This window comes from Phyllobacterium sp. MT110, assembly GCF_058792715.1.
Map to the genome: position 1 here is coordinate 531,780 of NZ_JBXAFE010000001.1, position 17,968 is coordinate 549,747.

The window sequence follows — 17,968 nt, forward strand, 5'->3', positions numbered from 1 at the left end:
TTCTCCCGCTCAGGCCCCTTCGGTCGTCACGGGAAATGTAAAGCGGTGTTCGGGCGGAATGGCAAGGGTAAGAACCGCATCTCCTGACAGGATCGGTGTGCCCGCATCCATGGCGTCCTTGACACGGTCGATGCGCACCAGCGCCAGCGCTGCATTGCCTGCGACGCTGCCGAGCGTGCCGATTTCGCGGCCGTTGGCGGTAATGGCCGTACCCGTTTCCGGCAGGCTGGCATTGCCCGAGGCAATGAGAATGCGCCGGCGCGCCGTGCCGCGGTGCTGCATGCGCGAGACAACCTCCTGGCCGATGAAGCAGCCCTTTTTGAAGGACACACCGGAGGTCTGGTCGAGATTGACATCATGCGGGAACGCATCGCCAAGCGCATAGTCGAGCGGCGCTTCCGCCACGCCGTGGGCAATGCGCAGCGCCGTCCATTGCGATTCGTCCGCCGTCGGTGCGGCTTTACCACCATACTGGCGGCGGACATTCACGGCATCGGGAAAGCGGCGGTCGTGCAGGCTTGAATCATCATCTGAAGTGCCTGACTCATTGTGCCATGAAACCCGGATAACCGATTCAGGCCGCAGGGTAATTTGCACTTTGGCACGCAGCTTGTAGAGCGTCAGTCTTTTCTGGAGATCGGCGACCGAGGTTTGCAGCGTATCGAGCACGAGACCTTCCACTGATCGGGAGACAAGGAACTCGAACAGGATTTTGCCCTGCGGGCTCAGCAGCGCGCCGGGTTTGAGGTCGCCTTCACTGAGGGTATCGAGATCGGTGGTGATCAGGTTCTGCAGGAACTTTTCCGCATCGTCTCCGGTTACGTCGAGAATCGCTCTGCCGCTTAAGTTTGCCGATGGCATCATATCACCCTTGCCTTTGCTGTCCCCGTTACGTAAGCCGCAAGGGAAGGGTTCGCAAGGCAGGAATGGAAAGCAGATGGCACAGACGTTCGATACGATTTTCAGAAGCGGAATGGTTGTCAATCAGGATGGTGTCGGATTGCGCGACATCGGCATCACCAATGGCCGCATTGCCGCCATCGGCAATCTCGGCGGTGCCTCCGCCGGCGAGATCATCGATGCGACCGGCCTGCATATTCTGCCCGGTGTTGTCGACAGCCAGGTGCATTTCCGCGAGCCCGGCCTCGAGCACAAGGAGGATCTTGAAAGCGGTTCGCGCTCGGCCGTCCTCGGCGGTGTCACCGCCGTCTTCGAAATGCCCAATACCAAACCTCTGACCACGTCGGCGGAAACGCTGGAAGACAAGGTGCGGCGCGGCAATCACCGCATGCATTGCGATTTCGCTTTCTGGGTCGGCGGCACGCGCGACAATGCGAAAGACGTGGCCGAACTGGAACGTCTGCCCGGCGCTGCAGGCATCAAGGTGTTCATGGGCTCGTCCACCGGCGATCTCCTGGTCGAGGATGACGAAGGCGTGGCTTCCATCCTGCGCAACACCCGCCGCCGCGCCGCCTTCCACTCCGAGGACGAGTTCCGCCTGCGCGAGCGCGAAAGCTACCGCATTGCCGGCGATCCCGCCTCGCACCCGGTCTGGCGCGATGAAATTGCCGCGCTCCAGTGCACCGAGCGGCTTGTGCGCATTGCGCGCCAAACCGGCGCGCGCATCCATGTCCTGCATATTTCCACGGCGGAAGAAATCGATTTCCTCGCCGGGCACAAGGATGTGGCCAGCTGTGAGGCAACGCCGCATCATCTGACGCTGGATGCCAGCCAGTATGCCACGCTGGGAACGCTGATCCAGATGAACCCGCCGGTGCGCGATGCGCGCCACCGCGACGGCATCTGGAAGGGCATCGGACAGGGCATTGTCGATGTGCTCGGCTCCGACCATGCGCCGCACACGCTGGAAGAAAAGGCAAAGCCCTATCCGGCATCGCCGTCGGGCATGACCGGCGTGCAGACGCTGGTGCCGATCATGCTGGATCATGTCAATGCCGGGCGCCTGTCGATCGAACGGTTTGTCGACCTGAGCTCGCACGGCCCCAACCGCCTGTTCGGCATGGCGCGCAAGGGCCGCATCGCCGTCGGTTATGACGCGGATCTGACCATCGTCGACATGAAGCGGCGCGAAACCATCACCAATGCGCAGGTCGGCTCGAAAGCCGGCTGGACGCCCTATGACGGCAGGATCGTCACCGGCTGGCCCGTCGGCACCATCGTGCGCGGCATCAAGGTGATGTGGGACGGCGAAATCGTCACGCCGTCGCAGGGTGAGCCGGTGCTGTTTGGCGAGGCGCTGGGTCAGGGCAGGTAGATTTGCGCCTTCATGAAGGTGACCGCCGATCCTGAAAGAAGCACGCGGTCGCCTTTGAGTTCGCACAGGAGATGCCCGCCGCGGCTGGAGCGCTGGAAGGCCGAGAGGTTCGTCTTGCCCAGCTTTTGCACCCAGTAGGGCACCAGCGTCGCGTGAATGGAACCGGTGACCGGATCCTCCGGGATGCCGGCGAGCGGTGCAAAGTAGCGCGAGACGAAATCGTGCTCATCGCCCTTTGCCGTGATCACAAGGCTTAAGGGATCGAGTTTCAGGATTGCGGGCAGATCAGGCACGAACTCCACGACCGCCCGTTCATCGGCAAGTTCGACGAACATGTTTTCGAAATTGCGGAACGCCTTGACCTCGCCCGTGCCGAAAATGGCCCTCAACGGTGCTGGAATTTCGCTCAGGATCTCAGGCGGAAAACTCGGAAAATCAAGCTGATAGCCATCATTGCTGCGATCGACGCGCAAGGTGCCGACCTGCGTCTCGAACACCAGCTGGCCGTCAATGCCCATCTCATGCGCGAGCACGTGCGAGGTCGCCAGCGTGGCATGGCCGCAGAACGGCGCCTCGTGCACCGGGGTAAACCAGCGCAGGTCCCATCCCCTGCCGTTGGGCCGCACGAATGCCGTCTCCGCCAGATTGTTCTCGGCGGCAATGTTCTGCATGGTTGCCTCGGGCAGCCAGTCGTCCAGCACCAGAACGGCGGCCGGATTGCCGCGGAAAAGCGCGCTGGTGAAGGCATCGACCTGATACATCGTGAATTCTGGCATGGGATGATTCCGTGGTGTGAGAGGTGCATCTATCGTGAGCGCAGCTTTCCGGCGGGTCAACGTGCAAATGATCAACATGTATCCGCTCCGGCATACGATACTCCATGAAAAAGTCACGGATGCTGATGTAGACAGATGTCCGCTTCGCATTCTGATCGAGAGAGAACTCCCATGCCAAACCGCCGTAATACGCTCCTGATGTCCGCTGCCGCCGCCATTTCCATGGCCGTCCCGGCGATGGCTGCCGGCGAGACTGTTCCTGCGCCTGTCGGTAGCGTTGATGTGGCGAAACTCATGCAGCCGGGACCGCTTGAGGACATGGTCCTCGGCAATGCCGATGCGCCCGTGACCATCGTTGAATACGCGTCCATGGCCTGCTCGCATTGCGCGGATTTCACCGTGCAGACGCTGCCCGTCATCAAGCAGAAATACATCAGCACCGGCAAGGCGAAGCTGATCTTTCGCGAATTGCCGCTGGAGCCGCGTTCCACGGGCATTTTCATGCTGGCGCGCTGCGTGACCAAGGAGCGCTATTATCCCTTCATCGAAACGCTGTTCGGGCATCAGCGGCAGTGGATCCAGACCAAGGATATCATGGGCTATCTGCAGCAGACGTCCAAGCTGGCGGGGCTGTCGGAACAGGAATTCAAATCCTGCCTGGCCGACCAGGCACTCCTCAACAAGGTGAACGCCGTCCGGGAACGTGCATTGAAGGAGTTCGGCGTCACCGGCACGCCGACATTCTTCGTCAACGGAAGGAAATATGTCGGCGCGCTTTCGGTGACCCAGATGTCGGCGATCATCGACGGCGCGTTGCAAGCCGCGCGGTAGGGCGCGCGGGGATCGCCCTCTGCTGCCGCAAGATCAATTGGCGACGGCGATATGGCCCAGCTTTTCCGGGTTGCGCACGATGTAGATCGCCTTGATCTTTCCGTCCTCGATGGCGAGGGCGGTGGTCTGGAGTAGGCCGTCGGCTTCGCGGGTGACATAGCCGGGAAGGCCATCGATCAGTCCCTGACGCAACAGTGGCGGTTTGCGGTATTCGGCGTGGCGCGCAATACCGGCAAAGAAACGCGACACCTTGTCCTGTGTATAGACGGGATTGATCGCCGAGGGACGAATGCCGCCGCCATCGGTGTAGAGCGTGACATCCTCGGCGAGCAGCGCCTGCAGGGCCTGCATGTCGCCGCTGCGCGAGGCATTGAAGAAGGCCGTCGCAATAGTCCTGCCATGCGTGTCGGACACGGGAAAACGCGGTTTTGCCTGCTGCACATGGGTACGGGCGCGGCTGGCAAGCTGGCGGCAGGTTGCCGGATCGCGGCCGATGGCCTCCGATACCTGATTGAAATCCTGGCCGAACACGTCATGCAGCAGGAAGGCCGCGCGTTCGAGCGGCGACAGCCGTTCCAGCGCCATCATCAGGGTGAGGGTGATATCATTGTCGGTTTCCTCCTCGCTGGGGTCGAAGATCGGCTCGGGCAGCCAGCTTCCCACATAGGTCTCCCGCCGCACGCGCGCCGATTTCAGGTGATCGAGGCAAAGCCGCGATATGGTGCGCACGAGGAAGGCTTCCGCGCTGCGCACCTGCGACCGGTCGGCCTGGTGCCAGCGGATGAAACCTTCCTGCACGATGTCTTCCGCCTCCGCGACTGAACCGAGCATGCGATAGGCAATGCGGATCAGCCGCGGCCGGAGGCGGTTGAACGTTTCCGTCGCGTCAGGCTGCACGGGCTTTGTCGACCGGATGGACGGAGCGGAAGCCGACGGAAATCCGGTTCCAGGCGTTGATGGTAACGATCAGCATGGTCAGTTTGACGATCTCCTCTTCGGTGAACTGCGCCTTGAGGGGCTCAAAGTCGCGGTCGTCGGCATGGGTTTGCGCAACCAGTGTCAGTGCCTCGGTCCAACCGAGCGCGGCGCGCTCACGGTCGCTATAAAGCGGCGATTCCCGCCAGGCATCAAGCAGCACCAGGCGCTGCACCGTCTCACCATGCTTGATCGCATCCTTCGAATGCATGTCGAGGCAGTAGGCGCAGCCATTGATCTGCGAGGCGCGCATCTTGACCAGTTCGATCAGGCTGTGTTCGAGGCCGCTTTTGACAACGGCGTCCTCCATGTCAAGCATTGGCTTCATGATGGCGTAGCTATAGGGAATCAATCGGGCTTTCATCAATCATCTCCTTGTGCGGCATTGCGTTGCCTGCAGACAAGACGAGATGGAAAGGCCGGATGTGACATGCCCCGCAAATTTTTCGGATTATTTTTCAGCCGAGCGGAAAAGCCTGCGGCACAAGGATGCGGTGCGCGGTTTCCCGTGCGGCGGCATCGTCTTTGACAAAGGCAAAGGGAACGCCGAAAGCATGGCCGAACGCCTGGGAGGCGAGCTTGATCGGCTTTGCCACCGGCCCCTTGTTCTCGATGACGATGGCGCCGGCACACCAGCGCGCCAGCTGGTCGCGAAAGCGTTTGAGCACCAGCGAGCGTTGCTTGCGCTGCTCGTGCGGCTCCTCCTGATGATCGTCGGGCGAATGATCGGCGATCATGACGAAGCGTTCGCCGCGGGCAAACAGCGCCCTGATCTGCGCTTCCGGGCTTTCGCTGCTGTCCCGGTCGGCACGCAGATAGACAAGCGGAAATTCCTTCAGATCAATGAGCATCGTTGTCTCCTACAGGTGCATGGCGACGAATTCCCTGAGTTTGGGATCACGGATCGATAAGAAGTCAAACAGACCCAATGCAACCAGTGCGGGCAGCGCATCGAGAATGTCCTGTTCGGTCAGCTCCCGCTCCTCGGCGGTTGCGCCGGGTTTCAGCCAGAGCCGTGCGTTGATGAGGAAGGCGCCGACCGTCCCCTTGCGCACGGCAACGTCGTTGACCTCTACCTGGTTGATATTGTCGGGCAAAATGTCCTGGGCACGCATCGTCGTCTCCTTGGCAAAAAATCATGCGAGCAAACTAGCCACGACGCATTGGCGCTGCTATCGTATCGGTGCCAATGAATACGGCGTTGAGGCCAAAATGAGCTATTTCATCACGCCGGAACAAGCCATGTCGTCCGAAGGCCCGATCATCATTGCGGGCAAGCAGGAGAGGAGTGTTCCACGGTTCGTTGCCGTCCACGCCCATGCGCGCGGCCAGCTGCTGGGGGCGAGCACCGGTCTGTTGACGATTGGAACGGAAGCGGGGCAATGGGTCGTTCCCGCCATCCACGCGGTGTGGATACCGCCGTATCACAAGCATTCGCTGCAGTCGCACGGGGCCTATTTCGGCTGGAGTGTCTACGTGGCGGAGCCGGAATGCGCGATGCTCCCCGCCATTCCCTGCACCCTGCGCAGTTCCGGCCTGCTGCGCGAGGCGGTCAGCCGGGCGGCCGGCTGGAAGGGCGAGGTGCTTGATCAGGGACAGGAGCGGATTGCGCGCGTCATTCTCGATGAGATCGCCAGCCTGCCGCATGAGGATCTCGGGCTGCCGATGCCGGCGGATGTGCGGCTGGCGCGCATCGCCCATGCCTTTACCGGCAATCTGCTCGACGAACGAAAGGCCGAGGATTGGGCTGACTGGGCGGGTATTCCCGCTCGGACGATGACGCGCAAATTCGTGGTTGAAACGGGTTTCACCTTTACCGAGTGGCGCCAGCGCGCCCGGCTGATGCGGGCACTGGAATTGCTGGCAGCGGGGCAGGCGGTCACATCAGTTGCGCTTGATGTCGGCTACAACAATATCAGCGCCTTCATTGCGATGTTCCGGCGCGTGTTCGGGGTCACGCCCACGCGCTATTTCGCTGGTGGGGGGTCTTAGTCGCCGTTGACGAAGAAGCGCCAGCGGCCCTTCGGCGTAATGCCGAGGCGGTAGAACACATAGGTGCCGAACTGCTTCATCTCGTCATAGTCACCGGCGGTAACGATCTGGAAGAGCTCCACGCGCTGCTTGGCATCGAGCTTGTCGAGCGGGTAGGCGAAGAAATACGGCCAGACGTAGAGCTCATCAGGCGTTCCGGCATCCAGATGGACGTAGCCTGAATTGAGGATATCGATGGCGATGGCGAGGATTTCCTGTCCATCCGTGTCGCCGGCAAGGCTCTTCAGATAGGCAATCGGGTCGCCGTCGGTATCGGCGAGCGACAGCATCGTCATGTCGTCGCCCGAGCCGATCAGCGGCCGCAGGGATTCCAGCGAACCGGTCTTGGCTGCGGCAATGATAAGCTCGCGCATCTTCTGCACCGGGAAGGGCAGCTTGGTGACGTCGTATTCCACGTGCGGCGGCGGCGAGCCTTCCGGTACGTTCGGCAGGGCCGGATTGCTGCGCGGCGCGCCAGCCGTATCGTTTTCCTTGGCAGCGGGTGCCTCGGGCGCCTTCTTTTCCTGCGCTGCGGCAGGGGCGGCGGGCTTTTCCGGTGTTGTCGTGGCGGGTTTGGTTTCCGAAGCGGCAGGCGGAGCCGCCGGGGCGGTGCCCGCCGGTGCCTTCTCCTCGGGCTTTGCCGGAGCCGTTTCAGTGGCCTTCGGCAGCTCTTCCTTCTTGATCTCGCTGAGTGCCAGCTGCACGGGCCTGTCCAGTCCGGCGGCATAGGCAGGAACAGCGCAGGCGCAGAGGACTGCCGCTAGAAAACCTGTTCTGGCGATCACGGAAGCGGAAGCGAGCTTGTCGAGCATGCAGGATCACCCGGTCGTTGAATTATTGCAGGACGCGATTCGAAGAGAATTCACCTGCAGAAATACGTTCGCGCAGCACTTCGAGCAAGGCCAGCGCGGACACTTCGCCGTTATCCCGGATCAATTCGGTCAGCGCGGTCGCAAATGCAGCTTCGGCCATGATCTCGGGCTCGATACCTTCAAGAGTGCCATCTGCCCAGACTTCATTCTGATATTCGATCGCAACCAGCTTTTTTTCTTCTGCAACCAACTTATCGAGGTCCGCCGATGTCATGTTCATGATTATACCATCCTTGGCCGAAGCCAATTCTTAAACTGCCGCTAAACAATACCATACGTTTTGCTTAAAATGCGGTCCTTTGGCTTCAACAGTTAAAGCCTGGTTAATTTCCATAGCCCGATATGATCTCCGAAGAAAGCCTTTCTCCTTCGGTCTGGTAGCGGTCAATCGCCGCAATCGCCTGGCTCGTGCACGCCGTATAGGTCTCGGTAAACGTCCGGTAGCCGCGGTTGAAACTGGCCACCAGCCGTGCCCGGCGGGCAGGGTCCGGATTCTCCGCCGCCAGCAGCGAATCCATCCTGTCGCGCCACTGGCTGCTTTTTTCGCCGCAGATGTTGCGCAGCGAATGAATGGAGCCGAGAATTTCCGCCAGCCGGATCAGCTTTGTTTCATACAATGGGTCCACCGCGTGGGCGGGACCCGCGCTGACGATCGCCAACAGAAATGCTGATATCAATGCTCTGCGGCGCACGTCTTGACCCTGTGGCGGTGGAATCCCCTGCAGACGGTTGTGGCCGGAAAGCAAGGCGTCTTCAAGGCGCAATGCGGCAATACCCTCAACTTTTGAAGCTTCGCGCCAGGGCGTAGGCCATGTCGAGCACGCTGGCGGTGACATCGAAGCCGGCCATTTCCTCGACTTTCAGCCAGTGGACCGCCGCCGCGTCATCGGCGGCAATGGCCTCGCCCCGGGGATCGTGAGCCAGGAAAACCGCGAGGCGATAGGGCCGGGGGGCGGGAAATTCCGGGGTCGAATAATCGAAGACAACCGTGTCGAGATAGGACACCTCCGTCGCGCGGATACCGGTTTCTTCGAAAAGTTCGCGGATGGCGGCGCTATCAGGCGCTTCTCCCTCTTCGCGCCGCCCGCCGGGGAAGGCCAGCCAGCCCTTGGCGGGTTCGCGCCCGCGCTCCACCAGGAGGAAAGCCTCGTTGCGGATACAGACGGCTGAAACGCCGTCAACATCGGGGGAAAGCGGAATCTGTGCCATATGTCAGGGGTATGTCGCGGCTGGGGCTTTGACAAGAGCATCGTGCAACATCCCGCAAACTCCACCTTGACCCGGCATCGAAAAACCGGATGATCGCCACTCCAATTCAAATAGGCTCTCATTGCATGTGCGGACGTTTTGCCCTCCTCGGAACCCCGGAAGAGATCGAAGCCCTGATGGGGCTGATGGATGTCGAGGCCTTTCCGGCCCGCTACAATATCGCGCCGACACAGCCGGTGCTGATGATCGTCTCGGGCGAAACGCCGCCGCCCGGCAGCAACCGCCCCGACCGGCGTGCGCTTTTGGTGCGCTGGGGATTCATTCCCGGCTGGGTCAAGGACACCGCCGATTATCCGCTGATGATCAATGCCCGTTCGGAAACCGCCATCGACAAGGCTTCGTTCAAGACCGCCATGCGGCATCGCCGCGCGCTCATTCCCGCTTCGGGTTTTTACGAATGGCGCCGCGACGGCAAGAACAAGTCGCAGGCGTTCTGGATCCGTCCCAAGCATGGCGGCGTCATCGCCTTTGCCGGCCTGTACGAGCCATGGGCCAATGCGGAAGGCTCGGAAATGGACACGGGCGCGATCCTGACCACCAGCGCCAATGAAACGCTGCGCCCCATCCACGACCGCATGCCCGTCGTCATCGAACCCAAGGATTTCAGCCGCTGGCTCGACTGCAAGACCCAGGAGCCGCGCCATGTCGCCGATCTGCTGAAACCGGCCCAGCCGGACTTTTTCGAGGCGATACCGGTGTCCGACAAGGTCAACAAGGTTGCCAATATGGGCCCGGACATTCAGGAGCGGATGGCCGAAGGGGCTTTTGAGGTCAAAAAACCGCTGCGGCAGAAGCCGCCCGAGTCCGACGATCAGATGAAGCTGTTCTGACCGTCCATCCAAGCCTCTCCTTCAGATTTCAGGATTTTCCCATGTTTTCCGCCGCTTTGTCCGGTTTCCTTCTCGGTGCCTCGTTGATCATCGCCATCGGCGCGCAGAATGCCTTCATTCTGCGCCAGGGGCTGTTGCAGGAGCATGTTTTCATCCTGTCCCTGATCTGCGCGCTGTCCGATGCGCTGCTGATCACCGCCGGTGTTGCCGGTCTCGGCACGCTGATTGCCCAGTCCCCCCAGCTGATTTCGATGGTCACGCTTGGCGGCGCGGCGTTCCTGTTCTGGTATGCATCGGTGGCGTTTCGCCGTGCGCTCAAGCCGGAGGCCATGCAGGCGGCGCGCTCGGGCGGGGGCTCGCTGAAGGCGGCCATTGCCACGGTTCTGGCGCTGACCTTCCTCAATCCGCATGTCTATCTGGATACAGTGGTTCTGCTGGGCGGCCTGTCGGCGCGTTTTGAAGGCGCCAACCGGGCGGCCTATGGCGCCGGAGCTGCGGTCGCCTCGTTCGTCTGGTTCTTCGGTCTCGGCTATGGCGCGAGACTGCTGCAGCCGGTTTTTGCCAGGCCGGCCGCATGGCGTGTCCTGGACGTCCTGATCGGCCTTGTCATGGCCGGGATCGCCCTCAGTCTGTTAGTCCGTTTCCTGCACGGTTGAAACGGTCAACAGCGGCCGCTGGCGCGGCTTGGTCAAGACGGCGGCCTGAACGGCGGCCGGGCCAATCGCACGGTATTGTGCGGCCAGATGATCGGCGAAAACGGTGTCGCGGGCTTTGGCCGCTACGGAAGTGTTGGTCATGTGTCCGGTCCTGTGTCGCGGGGACAATTCCCCTCTGTTCTGGGGTGCAGGAATCCCGGTCAATTCCGCCGGAAAAAAGGCACATTCCGGGAGGATTTTGGGCTTTCCGGTTAATTTGAATTAACCAGTTCAAACCCGATAAATTTGCCACACCCGGCCGTTGGCAAGTTGCGCTTGACCTTGCGCCCCGGCTCAATCATAAATGCAATCATGAAAACGTCGTCCGTAACGATTATTACCTGTCGGATTATTATCAGCTAGCGCTTCGCTGGCCCCGGCCGTTTTCGTCTCAAAATTCGCTCCAAAGATGTGAAACGCACCGGTCGCCAGACCAGCGCCGTGATATGCGTTTTTACCGTTGCAACCCGAATTTGAGATCAAAGACATGCCGCAGACCCTGAGCCTCTACAACACGCTCACCCGCACGAAGGAAGATTTCGTGCCGATCGATCCGAAAAACGTGCGCATGTATGTCTGCGGTCCGACCGTCTACGACTATGCCCATATCGGCAATGCCCGCCCGGTGATCGTCTTTGACGTCCTGTTCCGGCTGCTGCGCCATCTGCATGGCGAGGCGCAGGTGACCTATGTGCGCAACATCACCGACGTGGATGACAAGATCAACGCCCGTGCGGCGCGCGACTATCCCGGCCTGCCGCTCAACGAGGCGATCCGGATCGTCACGGACAAGACCAATGCGCAGTTTCAGGCGGATGTGACGGCGCTGGGCAATCTCGAGCCCTCCGACCAGCCGCGCGCCACGGATTACATCCGGGAAATGGTGGCGATGATCGACCGGCTCGTCGAGCAGGGCGTCGCCTATGTCGCCGACGGTCATGTGCTGTTTTCCCCCTCGGCGATGAATGCCCGCAAGGGCCCGCGCTACGGGCTGCTTGCCCGCCGTTCGGCCGATGACATGCTCGCCGGTGCCCGCGTTGACGTGGCGTCCTACAAGCGCGACGAGATGGACTTTGTCCTGTGGAAGCCGTCCAAGGTGGATGAACCCGGCTGGCCGTCGCCCGCGGGCATTGAAGGGCTTGGCCGTCCCGGCTGGCACATCGAGTGCTCCGCCATGGCGATGGCCAAGCTGCTCGAGCCCTTCGGCGGCGGTCTTGCCTGCGACGATCCGATGAAGAACATTTTCGATATCCATGCCGGCGGCATCGATCTGGTGTTCCCGCACCATGAGAATGAGATCGCCCAGTCGTGCTGCGCGCTGGGGACCGAGCGCATGGCCAATATCTGGATGCACAACGGCTTCCTGCAGGTCGAAGGCCAGAAAATGGCCAAGAGCGCCGGCAACTTCTTCACCATCAACGAGCTGTTGCAGACGACGACCTTCGGCGATCGCAAATGGCCGGGCGCGGTGTTGCGCCTCGCCATGCTGATGACCAATTACCGCGAGCCGATCGACTTCACCGTCAGCCGGCTCGAGGAAGCGGAGAACATCCTGGTCAAGGCGCGCGAATATGTCGGCGATGCGCCTGTCGGCACGATCCCGGATGATGCGATCACCATCCTGTCGGATGATCTGGCGACGCCAAGCCTGATCAACTGGCTGGCATCGATCCGCAAATCCGGTTCGGTCAGCCCGGCGGATTACCACGCGGCATTTGCCCTGCTGGGCGTGGATGTGGCGGGTCAAACCGCCGCCAGCCTGTCCGACGCCTTCAAGGCGGAGCTCGATGCCAGGATCAGCGAGCGGTTGTCCCTGCTTGCGGCGAAAAGTTTTGCCGAGGCGGACCGCATCCGCAATGAGCTTCTGGAGCAGGGCATCCAGCTGAAGGACGGCAAGGACCCGCAGACCGGCGAGCGCGTGACAACCTGGGAGGTGAAACGGTGACATCGGCGCTGTTTCACCCCCCTCTGTCCTGCCGGACATCTCCCCCACAAGGGGGGAGATCAGCTTTCATGGCTGCCGTCGTACAATCTGAGAGTTTGAACATTGTGGGAAAACACCGATGTCGATGTGATCTCCCCCCTTGTGGGGGAGATGTCCGGCAGGACAGAGGGGGGTGAGCACTATGCCATCTCACACACCCGTCCCTCGCAAAATGCGCGCCAATGCCAAGGCAATGCGCCGGGCATTGACGGACGCTGAACTGAAGCTCTGGAATGCGGTTCGTGCGCACCGGCTGATGGGGCTAAGCTTTAAAAGGCAGATGCCCGTTGCCGGTTACATCGTTGATTTTGCTTGTCCTTCACATCGCGTGATTGTTGAGCTTGATGGCGCGCAGCATGGTGAAGATGATCATCTGGTCTATGATCTGGGCAGAACCCGCCGGCTGGAAGCCGATGGCTGGGTCGTCCTGCGTTTCTGGAATGACGATGTCTTGCGGGATATCGAGGGCGTGTGTCAGCACATTGTCCGTATTGCGCTGAAGGGGAGCCACAGCCATGAGTCTTGATAACAGGCCCGTCTATAGCGGCGGCTGTCAGTGCGGCGCGGTGCGGTTCCGCGTTGAAGGTGCGCTGACCGATACCTCCATCTGTCATTGCCGCATGTGCCAGAAGGCTTTCGGCAATTTCTATGCGCCGCTGGTTTCCACCAGGACGGCGCACCTGGAGTGGACGCGCGGCGCGCCAAAGCGTTTCCGCTCGTCCAATCACGTCCAGCGCGGCTTCTGCGCCGCTTGCGGCACGCCCCTGACCTACGAGGCGCCCGACGGCGTCGCGCTGGCCATCGGCGCCTTCGATCATCCGGAAGAGCTGGCGCCGCTCGTGCAATGGGGCATCGAAGACAAGCTGCCCTATGTCGATGATCTCAGCCGGTTGCCGGGCCACAGGTCCGATGGCGATCCGGAATCAATCGAGTTTTTAAAGACAATGGTTTCCAACCAGCATCCCGATCATGATACGGATGCATGGCCGTTGGGAGTGGCGGGCAAGTGACAAAAGAACGCGTTTATCTCTTCGACACGACGTTGCGCGACGGGCAGCAGACGCCGGGCATCGATTTTTCGGTCGAGGACAAGAAGGTCATTGCCGATATGCTCGATGAGTTCGGCCTCGACTATGTCGAGGGCGGCTATCCCGGCGCCAATCCGACCGACACGGCCTTCTTTGCGGAAAAGCGCACCAGTCACGCCAAGTTTGCCGCTTTCGGCATGACCAAGCGCGCCGGTGTCTCCGTGTCCAACGATCCGGGACTGGCAGCCTTGATCGGCTCTTCGGCCGATGTCGTCTGTTTTGTCGGCAAGAGCTGGGACTACCATGTCCGTGTCGCGCTCGGCTGTACCAACGAAGAGAACCTCGAATCCATCGATGCTTCCGTCCGGGCGGCGGTCGAGGCGGGCAAGGAAGCCATCGTCGATTGCGAGCATTTCTTCGACGGCTACAAGGCCAACCCGGACTATGCCATGGCCTGCGCCAGGACCGCCTACGACGCCGGGGCGCGCTGGGTGGTGCTGTGCGACACCAATGGCGGCACGCAGCCGAATGAAGTCAGCGCGATCGTCCGCGCCGTCACCAAAGCCATCCCCGGCGATCACCTCGGCATCCATGCCCATAACGACACGGAGCAGGCGGTTGCCAATTCGCTTGCGGCCGTCGATGCGGGCGTGCGTCATATCCAGGGCACGCTCAACGGCATCGGCGAGCGCTGCGGCAATGCCAATCTGATCACCATCATCCCGACACTGGCACTCAAGCCCGCCTGGTCGGACCGCTTCGAAACCGGCATCAGCGCCGAAAAGCTCAAGGGCCTGTCGCGCCTGTCGCGCAGTTTCGATGAACTGCTCAACCGCGCGCCCAATGCGCAGGGCGCCTTTGTCGGCGCGTCAGCCTTTGCCACCAAGGCGGGCATTCACGCCTCGGCACTGATCAAGGAACCGGCGACCTACGAACACATACCGCCGGAGACTGTCGGGAACCGCCGCAAGGTCATGGTGTCCGATCAGGGCGGAAAATCCAATTTCATCAATGAGCTGGAGCGGCGCGGCATTCCCGTTGCAAAAAACGATCCGCGCCTCGATACGCTGATCGCGCTGGTCAAGGAGCACGAGGCTGAGGGTTATGCCTATGAGGGCGCCGATGCCAGCTTCGAACTGCTGGCCCGCCGCACGCTCGGCACGGTGCCGGAATTCTTCAAGGTCGAATCCTTCCGCTGCATGGTCGAACGCCGCTTCGATGCCAATGGCAATATCAAGACCGTTTCCGAAGCCGTGGTCCGCGTCGAGGTTGATGGCGAGCAGCGCATGTCCGTGGCGGAAGGGCATGGCCCGGTCAATGCGCTCGATCTGGCCTTGCGCAAGGACATGGGGCGCTACCAGCACGAGATCGACGATCTGGTGCTGGCGGATTTCAAGGTGCGTATCCTCAATGGCGGCACGGAAGCCATCACCCGGGTTCTGGTCGAATCGACGGATTCCAGCAATGTGCGCTGGTGGACGGTGGGGGTTTCCGACAATATCATCGATGCCTCGTTTCAGGCGCTGATGGACTCAATCGTCTATAAATTGATGAAAAATCGCGATCTCGCTGGCAAAATCGCTGCCGAGTGAGCCGGTTTTCTCGATTTTTGGATGAAATTGATCCCAAATCATCAAGGGCGTTGATGGGATGATCAGCCGAATTCGATAGACGTTTCCGGCCTGTAGTCGTAGAGCATCGCCGCATGAGTGAACAGATCAATCAAAGCGGCCTTGGGGCTGGGGCAATCGCAGCTGAAGCAGGGCCGGGAATGTCCGACGGCAGGAAAGGCTTTATCTTTGCGCTTTCCGCCTATCTGCTGTGGGGCATCCTGCCGTTCTATCTGAAAGCCGTGGCTTACATGCCGGCGCTGGAAGTGGTGGCGCACCGCATCGTCTGGTCGGTTCCCATTGCCGGTGCCGTGCTGTGGTGGTTGGGCCGTTTCGACGATCTGAGAACCGCGCTGACAACGCCGCGCATGCTGGCCATGGCCACCTTGACGGCGACGCTGATCACCATCAACTGGGGCACCTATGTCTGGGCCATCGGCGCCGGGCATGCCATCGACACGGCGCTCGGCTACTACATCAATCCGCTGGTGAACGTGGTGCTCGGCAGTATTTTCCTGTCGGAAAAGCTGACGCGCCCGCAGATGGTGGCGGTCGGCCTTGCGGCCTGCGCGGTTGTGCTCCTGACCATTTCATCCGGCGGCCTGCCGTGGATTTCGCTGGTTCTCGCCTTCAGCTTCGGTTTCTACGGCTTCTTCCGCAAAACGTTGCCCATCGGCCCGACGCAAGGCTTCATGCTGGAAGTGCTGATCCTGTCCATTCCCTCGCTTGGCTTCATTGCCTGGACCGTAGCGCAGGGCACGAGCCATTTCGTCAATGGCGGCAGCCATGATATCGGCCTTCTCCTGTTTGCCGGTCCGGCCACGGCCATTCCGCTTATTCTCTACGCTTTTGGCGCAAAACTCCTGCGCTACACCACCATCGGCCTGATGCAGTATCTCGCGCCGACCATCGTGTTCCTGTGCGCCATCTTCGTGTTCAAGGAGCCGTTCTCCAACAGCCAGTTCATTGCCTTCGCGCTGATCTGGGCGGCGCTGGCGATCTACACCTGGTCGATGCTGCATGAATCGCGCAAGGCGAAGCTTTCCTAGCGCCCTGATCCGCCGATCCTGCGGACGATCAGGTAGACCATGGCCGAAATGATCACGGCGAGCAGCGCCACTACCCAGAAGCCATGCGCGCTGTTGGCGAAGGGCAGGCCCGGCGTGTTCATGCCGAACAGTCCGGTGATGACGTTGCTCGGCAACAGCACGGCGGTCATGACCGAGAGCACGTAGAGAAAACGGTTGGACTGATCGGTCATCTTGGCCAGCAGTTCGTCCTGCAGCAGCCTTGCGCGCTGCTGCAGCTGTTCGCCTTCCGCATGCAGCGTTGCCGCGCGGATCGACAGGCCTTCGATCAGATCGTCGAGATCTTCCGGCAGGGCGCGCCGGTCCGCATGGTCGATATGGCGGAACAGGCTGGTGGCAGCAGTGAGATAGCGGTGGAACACCACGATCTGGCGGCGCACCGGCACCAGCCGTTCGCGCTCGCCCTGCCATTTCTCGCTGACGATGTGGTCCTCGATGGAATCGAGCGTTTCCGAAAGCCGGTTGATCTCGGCCTTGAGCAGGTCGAGAAAGCGCCGGAATATCGCGTTGAACAGTGCGATCGGCGCGGCCGGCCTGATCTTGCCGCGATTGATGGACTGGCGCACGTCATCCACCGATTGCAGCGGGTGGCGGCGGCCGCTGATGAACAAGTTCCTGTCGAAGGCAAAGCGGAAATAGCCGAGCTCGCGCGGATCGCCGTAGTGCTCGTGCTGCAGATCCGGCAGTTCGCCGAACAGCCAGCCGTCTTCGAAGCTGATCTGGCATTGATCGCCGGAGGAGAGAAAGGCTTCGCGCACGCTGTCCGGCAGGCTCTTGTCCGCTTCGAGGCTGCGCCGGGCGCGCGCATCGGCCAGCGCATAACTCTTCCAGGTCCATGCCTTGTCCGTTGCGGCGGCGGGTTCGGACAGCAAGGTGCCATCGCTGGTGAACCGGTAGGATATGACGAAGTCGTCATGGGGCAGAAGTTTTGCTTCGGGGGAGGGATCTAAGCTCAGCGTTTGAACCATGAAATCCCCGCTCCTTTGCTGCTACAGCCGTTCGATGATCGCTTCGTCGCCGTCCCGGTCGCCTCTTGCGGCTGCTTTGAGGATCGCCGGAACGATATCTTCCGGGCGTTCTACCACAAGCGGATTGACCAAATGTGACGTATGCACAAAGCCTTCCGCCTTCATGTGATCGATGAGGGCAAGCATCGGATTCCAGAACCCGTTGATGTTGGCGAACACCATCGGCTTGCGGTGGCGCCCGAGCTGCGCCCAGGTCATGATCTCGACGATCTCCTCCACCGTGCCGATGCCGCCGGGCAGGGTGACGAAGGCGTCGGAGCGCTCGAACATCTTGTGCTTGCGCTCGTGCATGTCCTCGGTGACGACCAGTTCCGACAGCTGGCCGAGCGCATGCTCGGTGGCTTCCTTGTTCATCAGGAACTTCGGAATGATGCCGGTGACCTTGCCGCCCGCCGACATGACACCGTCGGCAACGGCGCCCATGATGCCCTTCGTGCCGCCGCCGTACACCAGCTCAAGCCCGTTTTCGGCAATGGATTTGCCCAGCATCCTGCCGCTCTGTTTGTAAATCGGATCGCGGCCCGGAGACGAGCCGCAGTAAACGCAGATGGATTGAATCTTGCTCATTTGAAAAGTGGTGCCTTCTGTGCGGTGAAACGTCAAGCCGCTGCGGATGCGACAAAAGCCTCGAATTGCGAATCTGGTAGAATAATCACAAAGAATGAGGCTGAATCTA

23 protein-coding genes are annotated in these 17,968 nt (G+C 61.0%); 10 read left to right on the forward strand and 13 right to left on the reverse strand.

Going from position 1 to position 17,968, the window contains the following annotated elements; all coding sequences use genetic code 11:
* Positions 1-9: 9 nt before the first annotated feature.
* A complete protein-coding gene (gene ygfZ / locus AC1Q5O_RS02625; RefSeq protein ID WP_492563066.1) occupies positions 10-861 on the reverse strand; it encodes a CAF17-like 4Fe-4S cluster assembly/insertion protein YgfZ in 852 nt (283 codons plus the stop codon).
* Positions 862-937: 76 nt separating this feature from the next.
* On the opposite strand from ygfZ, the gene AC1Q5O_RS02630 reads away from it, so the two are divergent.
* Positions 938-2,275, forward strand: coding sequence for a dihydroorotase (locus AC1Q5O_RS02630; protein ID WP_472461425.1), 1,338 nt, complete (start codon positions 938-940; stop codon positions 2,273-2,275).
* On the opposite strand, the gene AC1Q5O_RS02635 is transcribed toward AC1Q5O_RS02630, so the two are convergent.
* On the reverse strand, positions 2,263-3,051 hold the full coding sequence (locus AC1Q5O_RS02635) for a PhzF family phenazine biosynthesis protein (protein ID WP_492561816.1): 789 nt from the start codon (positions 3,049-3,051) through the stop codon (positions 2,263-2,265). The genes AC1Q5O_RS02630 and AC1Q5O_RS02635 overlap by 13 nt on opposite strands.
* A 171-nt stretch (positions 3,052-3,222) precedes the next feature.
* On the opposite strand from AC1Q5O_RS02635, the gene AC1Q5O_RS02640 reads away from it, so the two are divergent.
* Entirely contained in the window at positions 3,223-3,882 is a 660-nt protein-coding gene (locus tag AC1Q5O_RS02640; protein WP_492561817.1) for a DsbA family protein, read from the forward strand.
* 33 nt (positions 3,883-3,915) lie between these two features.
* On the opposite strand, the gene AC1Q5O_RS02645 is transcribed toward AC1Q5O_RS02640, so the two are convergent.
* From AC1Q5O_RS02645 to AC1Q5O_RS02660, 4 genes are all read right to left on the reverse strand, one after another.
* On the reverse strand, positions 3,916-4,713 hold the full coding sequence (locus AC1Q5O_RS02645) for a sigma-70 family RNA polymerase sigma factor (protein ID WP_464663230.1): 798 nt from the start codon (positions 4,711-4,713) through the stop codon (positions 3,916-3,918).
* A gap of 55 nt (positions 4,714-4,768) precedes the next feature.
* On the reverse strand, positions 4,769-5,221 hold the full coding sequence (locus AC1Q5O_RS02650; RefSeq protein ID WP_492561818.1) for a carboxymuconolactone decarboxylase family protein: 453 nt from the start codon (positions 5,219-5,221) through the stop codon (positions 4,769-4,771).
* A 94-nt stretch (positions 5,222-5,315) separates the two neighbouring features.
* On the reverse strand, positions 5,316-5,708 hold the full coding sequence (locus AC1Q5O_RS02655) for a hypothetical protein (RefSeq protein WP_492561819.1): 393 nt from the start codon (positions 5,706-5,708) through the stop codon (positions 5,316-5,318).
* A gap of 9 nt (positions 5,709-5,717) precedes the next feature.
* Positions 5,718-5,972, reverse strand: coding sequence for a hypothetical protein (locus tag AC1Q5O_RS02660; RefSeq protein ID WP_346308177.1), 255 nt, complete (start codon positions 5,970-5,972; stop codon positions 5,718-5,720).
* Between the two features lie 97 nt (positions 5,973-6,069).
* Here AC1Q5O_RS02660 and AC1Q5O_RS02665 point away from each other — a divergent pair, with 97 nt between their 5' ends.
* Positions 6,070-6,849: an AraC family transcriptional regulator gene (locus AC1Q5O_RS02665; protein ID WP_492561820.1), complete on the forward strand. Its 780-nt coding sequence runs from the start codon at positions 6,070-6,072 to the stop codon at positions 6,847-6,849.
* On the opposite strand, the gene AC1Q5O_RS02670 is transcribed toward AC1Q5O_RS02665, so the two are convergent.
* The 4 genes from AC1Q5O_RS02670 to AC1Q5O_RS02685 all read right to left on the reverse strand — a co-directional run bounded on the left by AC1Q5O_RS02670 (position 6,846) and on the right by AC1Q5O_RS02685 (position 8,969).
* Positions 6,846-7,700: a hypothetical protein gene (locus tag AC1Q5O_RS02670; protein ID WP_472461419.1), complete on the reverse strand. Its 855-nt coding sequence runs from the start codon at positions 7,698-7,700 to the stop codon at positions 6,846-6,848. The two genes, AC1Q5O_RS02665 and AC1Q5O_RS02670, sit on opposite strands and share 4 nt — an antisense overlap.
* A gap of 22 nt (positions 7,701-7,722) precedes the next feature.
* A complete protein-coding gene (locus AC1Q5O_RS02675; protein WP_105736147.1) occupies positions 7,723-7,980 on the reverse strand; it encodes a hypothetical protein in 258 nt (85 codons plus the stop codon).
* A gap of 103 nt (positions 7,981-8,083) precedes the next feature.
* Positions 8,084-8,506, reverse strand: a complete 423-nt coding sequence (locus tag AC1Q5O_RS02680) for a TIGR02301 family protein (protein ID WP_374042756.1) — start codon at positions 8,504-8,506, stop codon at positions 8,084-8,086.
* A gap of 31 nt (positions 8,507-8,537) precedes the next feature.
* Positions 8,538-8,969 (reverse strand): NUDIX hydrolase, encoded by a 432-nt coding sequence (locus tag AC1Q5O_RS02685; RefSeq protein WP_492561821.1) that lies wholly within the window; start codon positions 8,967-8,969, stop codon positions 8,538-8,540.
* A 125-nt stretch (positions 8,970-9,094) separates the two neighbouring features.
* Between AC1Q5O_RS02685 and AC1Q5O_RS02690 the strand changes: the two genes are divergently transcribed.
* Together AC1Q5O_RS02690 and AC1Q5O_RS02695 are read left to right on the forward strand one after the other, a co-directional pair.
* A complete protein-coding gene (locus AC1Q5O_RS02690) occupies positions 9,095-9,859 on the forward strand; it encodes an SOS response-associated peptidase (RefSeq protein WP_492561822.1) in 765 nt (254 codons plus the stop codon).
* 41 nt (positions 9,860-9,900) lie between these two features.
* Complete coding sequence (locus AC1Q5O_RS02695; protein WP_492561823.1) at positions 9,901-10,515, forward strand: LysE/ArgO family amino acid transporter; 615 nt, start codon at positions 9,901-9,903, stop codon at positions 10,513-10,515.
* Here AC1Q5O_RS02695 and AC1Q5O_RS02700 read toward each other — a convergent pair.
* The gene (locus AC1Q5O_RS02700; protein ID WP_158531317.1) at positions 10,492-10,656 is read right to left on the reverse strand and encodes a hypothetical protein; all 165 of its coding nucleotides are present in this window, start codon (positions 10,654-10,656) and stop codon (positions 10,492-10,494) included. The two genes, AC1Q5O_RS02695 and AC1Q5O_RS02700, sit on opposite strands and share 24 nt — an antisense overlap.
* A gap of 385 nt (positions 10,657-11,041) precedes the next feature.
* Between AC1Q5O_RS02700 and cysS the strand changes: the two genes are divergently transcribed.
* The 5 genes from cysS to rarD all read left to right on the forward strand — a co-directional run bounded on the left by cysS (position 11,042) and on the right by rarD (position 16,225).
* Positions 11,042-12,499: a cysteine--tRNA ligase gene (gene cysS, locus AC1Q5O_RS02705; RefSeq protein WP_492561824.1), complete on the forward strand. Its 1,458-nt coding sequence runs from the start codon at positions 11,042-11,044 to the stop codon at positions 12,497-12,499.
* Between the two features lie 211 nt (positions 12,500-12,710).
* Complete coding sequence (locus tag AC1Q5O_RS02710; protein ID WP_492561825.1) at positions 12,711-13,064, forward strand: endonuclease domain-containing protein; 354 nt, start codon at positions 12,711-12,713, stop codon at positions 13,062-13,064.
* The gene (locus tag AC1Q5O_RS02715; protein WP_492561826.1) at positions 13,054-13,548 is read left to right on the forward strand and encodes a GFA family protein; all 495 of its coding nucleotides are present in this window, start codon (positions 13,054-13,056) and stop codon (positions 13,546-13,548) included. Before AC1Q5O_RS02710 ends, AC1Q5O_RS02715 begins: the two co-directional genes overlap by 11 nt.
* Positions 13,521-15,158, forward strand: coding sequence for a citramalate synthase (gene cimA / locus AC1Q5O_RS02720; RefSeq protein ID WP_492561827.1), 1,638 nt, complete (start codon positions 13,521-13,523; stop codon positions 15,156-15,158). The genes AC1Q5O_RS02715 and cimA overlap by 28 nt, the downstream gene beginning before the upstream one ends.
* A gap of 113 nt (positions 15,159-15,271) precedes the next feature.
* Positions 15,272-16,225: an EamA family transporter RarD gene (rarD, locus tag AC1Q5O_RS02725; RefSeq protein WP_464659773.1), complete on the forward strand. Its 954-nt coding sequence runs from the start codon at positions 15,272-15,274 to the stop codon at positions 16,223-16,225.
* Here the strand turns inward: rarD and AC1Q5O_RS02730 are convergent.
* On the reverse strand, positions 16,222-17,232 hold the full coding sequence (locus tag AC1Q5O_RS02730; RefSeq protein WP_492561828.1) for a CorA family divalent cation transporter: 1,011 nt from the start codon (positions 17,230-17,232) through the stop codon (positions 16,222-16,224). The genes rarD and AC1Q5O_RS02730 overlap by 4 nt on opposite strands.
* 21 nt (positions 17,233-17,253) lie before the next feature.
* Positions 17,254-17,859 carry an LOG family protein gene (locus tag AC1Q5O_RS02735; protein WP_223611260.1) on the reverse strand — a complete coding sequence of 202 codons (606 nt, stop codon included), beginning with the start codon at positions 17,857-17,859 and terminating at the stop codon, positions 17,254-17,256.
* Positions 17,860-17,968 lie beyond the last annotated feature (109 nt).